9 protein-coding genes are annotated in these 9,380 nt (G+C 36.4%); all 9 read right to left on the bottom strand.

Annotated elements, in window-relative coordinates; genetic code table 11:
- Positions 1-390, bottom strand: a 390-nt coding sequence (locus ACJML3_RS05660; protein ID WP_406021380.1) for an aminotransferase class V-fold PLP-dependent enzyme, incomplete at its 3' end; no start/stop codon positions are given.
- Positions 391-392: 2 nt separating this feature from the next.
- Entirely contained in the window at positions 393-749 is a 357-nt protein-coding gene (locus ACJML3_RS05665; protein WP_219937459.1) for a metalloregulator ArsR/SmtB family transcription factor, read from the bottom strand.
- Complete coding sequence (locus ACJML3_RS05670) at positions 749-1,723, bottom strand: hypothetical protein (protein ID WP_406021382.1); 975 nt, start codon at positions 1,721-1,723, stop codon at positions 749-751. Before ACJML3_RS05670 ends, ACJML3_RS05665 begins: the two co-directional genes overlap by 1 nt.
- Positions 1,724-1,728: 5 nt before the next feature.
- Positions 1,729-2,676 (bottom strand): protein translocase subunit SecF, encoded by a 948-nt coding sequence (secF, locus tag ACJML3_RS05675; protein WP_406021384.1) that lies wholly within the window; start codon positions 2,674-2,676, stop codon positions 1,729-1,731.
- Positions 2,677-2,685: 9 nt separating this feature from the next.
- Positions 2,686-4,560 carry a protein translocase subunit SecD gene (gene secD / locus ACJML3_RS05680; RefSeq protein ID WP_406021386.1) on the bottom strand — a complete coding sequence of 625 codons (1,875 nt, stop codon included), beginning with the start codon at positions 4,558-4,560 and terminating at the stop codon, positions 2,686-2,688.
- A 63-nt stretch (positions 4,561-4,623) separates the two neighbouring features.
- Complete coding sequence (yajC, locus tag ACJML3_RS05685; RefSeq protein ID WP_406021388.1) at positions 4,624-4,998, bottom strand: preprotein translocase subunit YajC; 375 nt, start codon at positions 4,996-4,998, stop codon at positions 4,624-4,626.
- Positions 4,999-5,153: 155 nt separating this feature from the next.
- On the bottom strand, positions 5,154-6,269 hold the full coding sequence (gene tgt / locus ACJML3_RS05690; protein ID WP_406021390.1) for a tRNA guanosine(34) transglycosylase Tgt: 1,116 nt from the start codon (positions 6,267-6,269) through the stop codon (positions 5,154-5,156).
- 9 nt (positions 6,270-6,278) lie between these two features.
- Positions 6,279-7,361 carry a tRNA preQ1(34) S-adenosylmethionine ribosyltransferase-isomerase QueA gene (gene queA / locus ACJML3_RS05695; RefSeq protein WP_406021392.1) on the bottom strand — a complete coding sequence of 361 codons (1,083 nt, stop codon included), beginning with the start codon at positions 7,359-7,361 and terminating at the stop codon, positions 6,279-6,281.
- A gap of 103 nt (positions 7,362-7,464) precedes the next feature.
- The gene (locus ACJML3_RS05700) at positions 7,465-9,129 is read right to left on the bottom strand and encodes a hypothetical protein (protein ID WP_406021394.1); all 1,665 of its coding nucleotides are present in this window, start codon (positions 9,127-9,129) and stop codon (positions 7,465-7,467) included.
- Between the last annotated feature and the right edge of the window lie 251 nt (positions 9,130-9,380).

Genomic DNA, 9,380 nt, shown 5'->3' on the forward strand with positions numbered 1-9,380 from the left:
TCTTGGAGTTAAATATGTAACCTTATAGCCTTGTTTTTCAAGGATTTCACAAGCTTCTAAAATTGCTTTATGTTCAATTTTTGATGTAATGATGTGACATCTTTTGTCACCTTTTTCCTTAAGACCTTTTGCAAGACCAAAGATTGCAAGATTGTTGCTCTCTGTTGCACCTGAGGTAAAGGTGATTTCAAGGGCAGATGCTCCAATCAGATCTGCAACCTGATCTCTGGCATTCTCGACAGCTTCTGCTGCCTCCCATCCATATACATGATCCTTTGCATGTGGATTTGCAAAGGTTCCATCTATACAAAGACTCTCTACCATTTTTTCAATTACTCTAGGATCGGTAGGAGTTGCAGCAGCATAGTCAAAATATACAGGTTTATTCATTTTTATTCTTTTATATGTGATAGTGCCAGGGCAAATAAAGATTCAACATGAGAATCATCAAGGGCATAAAAGGCTTTTCTACCCTCTCTTTTTACCTTAACCAATTTATTGATTCTCATATAGGCTAACTGATGTGATATAGCTGATTTTGACAATCCTACAATCTTTGCAAGATCACCTACACAAAGCCATTTGTGTATCAGCATAGCATGCACCATATTTATTCTTGTAGGATCGGATAGAGCCTTAAAAAACTCACTCATTACAAGAGCATCATCTGAAGCTAAAATAGCTTGTCTTACATCGTCTAACTGCTCATCGGACAAATCTATAACGGCATTTGAATTTAAATCACTCATTACAGCTCTCTCTCCTCTGCAGAGTATGGTGCTAAAAGATTATATTTTTTCTCTAAAGATCGCATCTCCAGATATGAATTTCGGTATTCAAGAAAATTATATTTATCTGTTGCTCTTGATAGTTTGAAGTAATCATATGCAAGCTTGTCATTTCCCATCTTAAGAGCTTGTTTTCCAAGATAGTAGTACGCCTCACAAAGATGCTCTTGCATCAGATCATCTCTATTCTTGTCTTCAAGAATTTTTTCAAACAGTTCATCTGTCGAAATTAAGCCAAGAGTATGATTTATAAGTGCAATACCAAAAGGAGCCTTAACATCAAGATCGTTATTGATATATGCATTTGATAAGGATTCTATAGCCTGAGTTTCACCTTTATAGGCAGATTCAATTATATATTTTGACAGTAAACGGTATGGATCTCTTTTATCTGCATTATAAAATACACAGATATCTTCATATGCTTTTTGATATCGCTTTGTATAATACATTGCATAAGCTCTGTTAAGGTATGGGTACATTGACTTGCTGTTCTTATCAAGTTCAATAGCAGAATCGAATGCATCGCAGGCATCAGCAATTCTTCCATCCTTTAAATAATAAACTCCGATAAGTTCATATGCAGCGGCATAATCAGGTTTGTTTACAATGGCATTCATCATCATGAATCTTGCCATTGATTCAAGACCTAAATCATCATATACAAGACCAGCCTCATAAAAAATTGCAGCTTTTTCTACTGAATTTTTCTGCTCAGAATCAAGCATCATCAGTAGTTTTGTAAGAATATTCTGATCTCGATTGAGAGTTCTGTCGGATGTTTTCACAAGATAAATATATTTGGCAGGAACTGAAAAATCGCCCTGAAGTTTATTTGAAGAGGAATCAAAGCCCCCACTTTGACAGGATGCAAGAATGAGGGCAAAAAGACCTGCACATAGAAGACTAGTGCATGATCTTATAAAAGTATGCATTGTTTTTAGTCCATGGTTTCATATCCATCTGACTCTTTTTTCTCAATTTTTACAGGAACAAGATTCTCTCGCTTGATTCCGAGAATTAATGCCCATGTAGAAGCCACATAGATTGATGAAATAGTACCAAAAACAATACCGACAAACAAGGCAAGAGCGAAACCATAAATCATCTCACCACCAAAAATCATGAGGCTGACAACAGTAATCAGTGTTGTACCTGAGGTGATAATGGTTCTAGATAAAGTCTGAGTTAAAGAAACGTCAAACAGTCTGCTCATTACTGTATTTCTTGGAAGAGATGATGCATTTTCTCTGATTCTGTCAAATACAACAATCTTATCGTTCAGAGAATAACCAACCACAGTTAAAACAGCTGCTAAAACTGTAAGGTCATATTCAATCTGAAGAACTGAGAAAGTGCCTAATACAACAAAAACGTCATAAGCAAGTGAAATGACAGCACCTGTTGCCATACGCCACTCGAATCTGAATGCAATATAGATAAGAATAGCTAATAAAGAAACAACTATTGCAATAAGACCGCTTTCAACAAGCTCCTCACCAACTGCAGGTCCAACATACTCAGTGCGGCTTAAAGTAACTGAAGGATCAAGAGCTTTTGAAGCTGCCATTACCTTGTTAGTTACAATCTGCTGATCAAGACCATCTTTTGGAGCAACTCTAACAAGAACGTCCTGATTAGTACCAAAGTGCTGTGTTGTACCAACAATGCCCTGCTTTGCATATTCTTTCTTTACATCATTGAGGTCTACAGCTTTTGAATAAGAGGTTTCAACAACAATACCACCTGTAAAATCAAGACCCCAGTTAAGCCCCTTAGTACACATAGATACAATTGAGCCTATAACTAATACAAGGCAAAGGACTTCAACAATTCCTTTTATCTTCATAAAAGGAATAACAGTAGTATCCTTAATAAATTGAAGCATCATTTTCTCCTATATGCTCAGCTTCTTGATATTGCGTCCGCCGTATACAATATTTACAACTGCACGACATGCTGTAACAGCAGTAAACATAGAACTTGCAAGACCAATCATAAGTACAAGAGCAAAGCCCTTAACCGCACCAGTTCCGACCATGAACAGAATCAGAGCAGTAATAAATGAGGTGATATTAGAATCAGCAATTGTTACAAACGCACGTGCATAACCTTCATTGATAGCAATCTGCACTGGTCTGTTATTTCTGATCTCTTCACGGATTCTTTCATAAATAAGCACGTTAGCATCAACAGCCATACCAAGTGTGAGCACGATACCTGCAATACCAGGTAGTGTCATGGTTGCACCAGGAATTAATGACATAATTCCAACCAGTAAAACCAGATTGAATACTAAAGCAAGATTTGCAATAAAACCAAATGACTTGTAGTAGATAATCATGAATACAGCAAGGAATACAATACCATATAGCATTGCTTTCATACCGTTATCAATGTTCTGCTGACCAAGTGAAGGACCAATTGTTCTTTCTTCAACAATCTGAATTGGAGCAATAAGAGCACCAGCTCTTAAAAGCAGAGCTAAATTATGAGCTTCCTTAGGAGAATCAAGTCCTGTGATTCTAAATGATGATCCAAGACGAGACTGAATGGTTGCAATATTAATCATTCTCTCTATCTTCTTGAACTTTGGCTTGTAGTTCAGATCACCTGGCTTTGGTGCATTTGGATCATTTGATGGAACAACAACATACTCAATGAAGTTTGTTCCCATAGGCTTGCCGATGTTGTCTTTAGTAAAGGCAGCCATGATAGAACCACCACGTGAATCAAGACTGATATTTACCTGAGGACGACCATTCTCATCTGCTGATGAACTTGCATCAACAATATGATCACCGGTTAAAACAACCTGCTTGTGAACAACTACAGGATAGCCCTGCTGATCGTTGATAACCTCACAGCCAGCAGGAACGTGACCTGCAGCAGCTGCCTGAATATCAGCGTTAGAATCAACAAGACGGAACTCTAATGTTGCTGTAGCACCTAAAATCTCTTTTGCTCTTGCTGTATCCTGAACACCTGGAAGTTCAACAACAAGTCTGTCTGCACCCTGTCTTTGAACTAGAGGTTCTGCAACACCTAATTCATTAACACGGTTTCTGATAATATTTATGTTCTGATCAACAGCATTTGTTCTGATCTCAGAGAGTTTTTGAGGAGTCATTGTTGCTCTTACATAAAATTTATCAGAAATATCCTGAGAAACAACCTTAAAGTCCTTGTGACGAGACGCTAAAAGCTCTTGAGCATTATCTCTTGTTAAAGCATCTTTGAACTCAACAAGAACATAATCATTTTCAGCTTTTACAGAAGATAAACGAATATCGTGGTTTCTAAGCTCTGTTCTAAAATCATTAGTAATCTGAGCTCTCATCTTCTTCATAGCTTCTTCCATGTCAACTTCCATAAGGAAATGAACACCGCCACGAAGATCAAGACCTAGCTTTAATGGATGCATGCCGATATTTCTCATCCATTCAGGAGTTGCAGGTGCAAGATTTAAAGCAACAACATAATTTTCAGACAGAGTTGAAGAAACAATCTGTCTTGCAGTTAACTGCTCATCTGTATTTGCAAATCTGATTAAAAGCTGATTATTGGCAAATTCATATTTACCATCAATATTCTTGCTCTGTAATGTATTTTTGATTGAATCAACTGTCTTCTGATCTAATTCAACACCATGAGTACCTGAAATCTGAAGAGCCGGATCTTCACCATACAGATTTGGAAGTGCGTAGAAAAATCCCATAGCAATCACAAAGAAAACCATGATGTTTTTCCACAGAGGGAATTTGTTTAACACTTTATGTTACCTATATAAAGATACAAAGCTACCTTACGGTAGCCTTGATTTCACAAATTGTTATTATTTATTCTTATTTGCTACCTGCTTTTCAACACAGATAGCTTCTACGGTGCCCTTTGGCAGTACAGCTACAACATAGTTGCGCTTAAACTGCATAACAACACCTGATGATACTGATACTAAAACGTATTCCTTGTTGTCTGGTAACTTAGTGATACGACCAACGATACCACCATTGGTTAAAACCTCATCACCAACAGCTAGATTATCTAATAATTTCTGCATCTCTTTGCGCTTTTTGTTGTTTGGACGCATAAAGAGGAAATAAACAGCGATCATACAGATAGTCAGGATAATGATCATGCTCATATCGCCGCCCTGCTGAGCTGCAGGAGCTGCAGTATCTGCTGCATATGCTGCTGAAATAATACTCATTTTTATTTTCCTTCAAAAAGTTTAAATAGTTATATTTTAGTTTTTAACTCAAAAGAGTATACCACAATTTCTTTTTTAATCAGATCTTAAGACTGATATTGCTAACTCTCACCACAAAAGAACAATTATATGAGCTTTTTGGCAATCTTTAAGAGCTATACCTTCTCAGGATAACCGTATACCTTATAGAAGTCTTCTGCAAACTGCTCTAATCTGTTTTCTGCAATGGCATCTCTGATATTCTGCATAAAGTGTTCATAAAAATGCAGATTATGAATAGTATTTAGGTGAGCGCCTAAAACCTCTTTGCATTTATCTAAATGATGCAGATAAGCCTTTGAGTAGTTCTGACAGGTATAGCATGTACAATTCTCATCAAGTGGAGAGGTATCCATAGCATATTTAGCATTACGGATCCTCACAACTCCCTTGGATGTGAACAGATGTGCATTTCTTGCATTTCTTGATGGCATTACACAGTCGAACATATCAACACCATTGAGTACGCCCTGAAGAATATCCATAGGAGTACCAACGCCCATAAGATATCTTGGTCTGTCCTCTGGCATTTTTGGAGCAATATGCTGCAATGCCTTGTACATTACAGGTTTTGGCTCACCTACAGCCAAACCACCAATAGCATAACCATCAAAACCGATATCAGTAAGACCTTTTAATGACTCTTCTCTTAAAGCCTCATCAGAACCGCCCTGAATAATTCCGAACAGTGCGTTCTTGTTACCAAGTCTTGTAAATTCATCTTTAGATCTTTTTGCCCATCTTAATGACAGCCTCATTGCTCTGCCCATTTCTTCTCTTGTGGCAGGAAGACCTATGCATTCATCAAACTGCATAACGATGTCTGAACCTAAATCATACTGAATCTGCATTGATACTTCAGGAGATAAGAACAGCTTTGAGCCGTTTATAGGATGTCTGAAATATACACCATCCTCAGTTACCTTTCTTATTTCAGATAATGAGAAGACCTGAAAGCCGCCAGAGTCAGTAAGAATAGGCTTATGCCAGTTCATAAAATCATGAAGGTCACCATGAGCTTTGATAACATCTGTACCTGGTCTTAGCCATAAATGAAAAGTATTTCCAAGAAGAATATCTGCACCTATTTGCTCAACATTCTCAGGGCGCAATGCCTTTACAGTACCAAGTGTACCTACAGGCATAAAGGCAGGGGTTCTGACAACACCTCTGTCAAAAACCATCTGACCTAATCGTGCTTTACCACAACGTGACTTGATCTCAAATTTCATAATCAGATCCTATTTAGCAGATGGAGGCAAATCTTCTTTTGCCAATGGATTCTTTGTAATAAACATGCAGTCGCCATAACTGAAGAAATGGTATTTCTCATTTACAGCATGTAAGTATGCATTCATTGTATGAGAATAACCTGCAAATGCGCTTACAAGCATGATTAGTGTTGATTCAGGAAGATGGAAATTTGTAATCAGACAGTCGACTACATGGTAATCATATCCTGGATAAATAAAGATGGATGTATCATTTGAAAAAGGAACAATCTCATCTGATGAGCCACTCTTTTTAGCAAAACAAGCTGCACTTTCTAATGAGCGAACTGCTGTTGTACCAACAGCAATAACTCTGTTTCCATTTTTGTGAGTCTGTATTACAGCATCAGCAACTTCCTTTGAAAGATGAACAAATTCTGAATGCATATGATGATTTAAAATATCATCTTCCCTTACAGGCTGAAAAGTTCCAGCACCTACATGCAAAGTTACAAAAGCCAGGTTCACACCCATCTTTTTTAGCTCTTCTAACTGATTATCATCAAAATGAAGACCAGCTGTTGGAGCCGCAACAGCACCAGGAATTTTTGAATAAACAGTCTGATATCTTTCTCTATCAAGCTCTTCATCTGGTCTGTCGATATATGGAGGAAGAGGAATATGTCCAACCTTATTAAGAATATCGAGTAATGATTCGCCATTTTTTGTGGAGATCTTGAACAGTTCACCTTCACGGCCATCAACCATGAATTCATAACCGCCATCAATAATCAGTGTTGCACCAGCCTTTGGTGAGCGGCTTGATTTGATGTGAGTCAGAGCTGAAGTTTCACTTACTAGTCTTTCAATAAGAAACTCTAAAGCACCACCAGATTCTTTTTTACCATATAATCTTGCAGGGATAACCTTTGTGTCATTGAACACAAGCAGATCACCTGGCTTTAAGAATTCTTTCAAATCATAAAAGTGCTTATCAGAATATGAGCCGTCAGGACCGTTCAGACAAAGCATTCTGCAACCAGTACGCTGTTCACTTGGATATGTTGCAATCAGCTGTTCTGGCAAATCAAAATTAAAATCGCTTCTTAACAATTTATGTACCTCTTTAAACTGCGCATATTCTACCATTTTTCAGATAATATACATACAGCAAAGAAAATGGTTACATATAACCTCTACTAATCCTTTTTTTTCGCTAGTCTTCGATTAAATCAAGATATCTGCATTTTTGAACATCAAACAGTTTTGAGAAAAGCTCATATGATTTTTCTTCAAGCTTTGAAGCACTTTCAAGAATAATTGCATTATCAAAAATCTGCTTAATCATTTCTGAACGGATTGATATTCCATAAACCTCAACTCCATGCTCTTTTGCATAATCTATACACTGCATGGTATTGTTTATAGAATCAGGCATTCCGTCTGTAATTACAATGACAATATTTCTCTGACACTCAAGAGAGTTTACTTTTCCAAGTGCATACCAAAAGGCCTGAGCAAGTGGAGTTGATCCTCTTGGAGTCTGATCAAATCTTGGTGCAACTTTTGATACCTTTTCATTAGCTCTTAGTGCAATTTCAAATTCATTTCTAATACCAGGAAAATATGTAACTAGAGTTTTTATTCCGTCGATGTTTTCAAGTGCCAAAGAAAGCATAAGTGCTGTTTTGCAAGCTTCAAAAGCTCTTGAGTTATTCTCGCCATCTGTTGTTATCATTGAACTTGATACATCAACAAGAATATGAACAGAAGTTGAAAAATCTCTAGCTACTATTCTGTCTTTAAAAATATTTACCTCTCCTAAGCAGACTTTCTGAGCCTTAATAGGATCGATTCTATTTGATGAATATGTATGCTTTCCATAATGATGAACATAACCTAAAACCTTATGTCTTAGCCCCATTCTGATGCCATATGATTGATCTGCGCATTTGATAAAGTCAGGATCACCTAAAGGACAGTCCTGATCACTGAACAGTCCAAAATCCTCTCTTGAAGAAGAATGAGTTCCTGAACTGTTTTCCTCAATAATACGGGCACCACCCTGATTAGGTGTAGCATTATTGAAATCTCCCTGGCACAGATTTCTAAACTTTGCATATTCCTTCATTAAAGAAAGATTTCTTTTAGCAACTTTAGACTTTATCATCTTGTCAACGGACTGAAGTGATATGTTCAGATCACCTAAATTTTTAATAAATTCAGGATCTGCGTTATATTCTTTGAACTTGAAATTCAAGGAAACTACAAGAGAATAGATTTCTTTGCATATATCAAGGATCTGCTGAGTGCTATTTGCTAAAAAAGACTTTTTGATAATTCTTATAATCTTTTTTAAATCTTCATATTGAATTCTTGTTTTAAGTACATAAAAAAGAAAGGCTGCCTTTGGTCTTGAACGGACAAAAAGCTGAATATTACTCTGCGCATAGCATTGAATAAAACTTAAAATTATAGAAATGGAATCATAGTTATGAATATTATTGCAGTAGGTTTTCCACTCAGATTCATAATAGTCATTAAGCAAAAGAAGGTTCTCGTAAACACCAATAAATTCTTTTGCAATCAGCTTTTCTATTCTGCAGTCCTCAAGAATATTGAGTAAAGACATTAAAAGAAGATTCTCTCCTATCTTTTCAGTCTTAATTAATGAAAAATCTGTATATCTGACATGTGAGGCTTCATGAGCTAAATATCCATAGGCAAGTCTTGCCTTGGTAGGATCACTCATATCAAGTCTTGGAATTGTAATGACCTGCCCGTTTGTATAGGCACTAGTTCCCTGTATTCTTACAGTAACACCAAAAAGTTTTGAATAATTGCTAACCATAATAGGCAAAGCATTTGATAGTGAATTCATATAATTTCCTCTTTTTTGTTATATTTTCACCATCAAATTTTTTTATGAGCCTTTCAAATGGCGTTTTGCGCAACTTCACTCAATCTTTTACTTATAATTCATATAGATATATTTTTTTAATTTTTTTTACTTTTTACAAAAGATAAGCAAATAAAAACATTAACTGTTCAAATACACTTGTGATTTAAGGCACACAATCTAAAAAAAATCGATTAAAAAGGACTTATATACCGCATAAAAATTTTTCAAAG

It is taken from the genome of Succinivibrio sp., assembly GCF_045124615.1.
Classification (GTDB): domain Bacteria; phylum Pseudomonadota; class Gammaproteobacteria; order Enterobacterales; family Succinivibrionaceae; genus Succinivibrio; species Succinivibrio faecicola.

Bases quoted from the DNA above. Each gene is read 5' to 3' on its own strand.
- ACJML3_RS05665 (WP_219937459.1), bottom strand. From the start codon at position 749: ATGAGTGATTTAAATTCAAATGCCGTTATAGATTTGTCCGATGAGCAG.
- ACJML3_RS05700 (WP_406021394.1), bottom strand. From the start codon at position 9,129: ATGAATTCACTATCAAATGCTTTGCCTATTATGGTTAGCAATTATTCA.
- ACJML3_RS05670 (WP_406021382.1), bottom strand. From the start codon at position 1,723: ATGCATACTTTTATAAGATCATGCACTAGTCTTCTATGTGCAGGTCTT.
- secF (WP_406021384.1), bottom strand. From the start codon at position 2,676: ATGCTTCAATTTATTAAGGATACTACTGTTATTCCTTTTATGAAGATA.
- yajC (WP_406021388.1), bottom strand. From the start codon at position 4,998: ATGAGTATTATTTCAGCAGCATATGCAGCAGATACTGCAGCTCCTGCA.
- tgt (WP_406021390.1), bottom strand. From the start codon at position 6,269: ATGAAATTTGAGATCAAGTCACGTTGTGGTAAAGCACGATTAGGTCAG.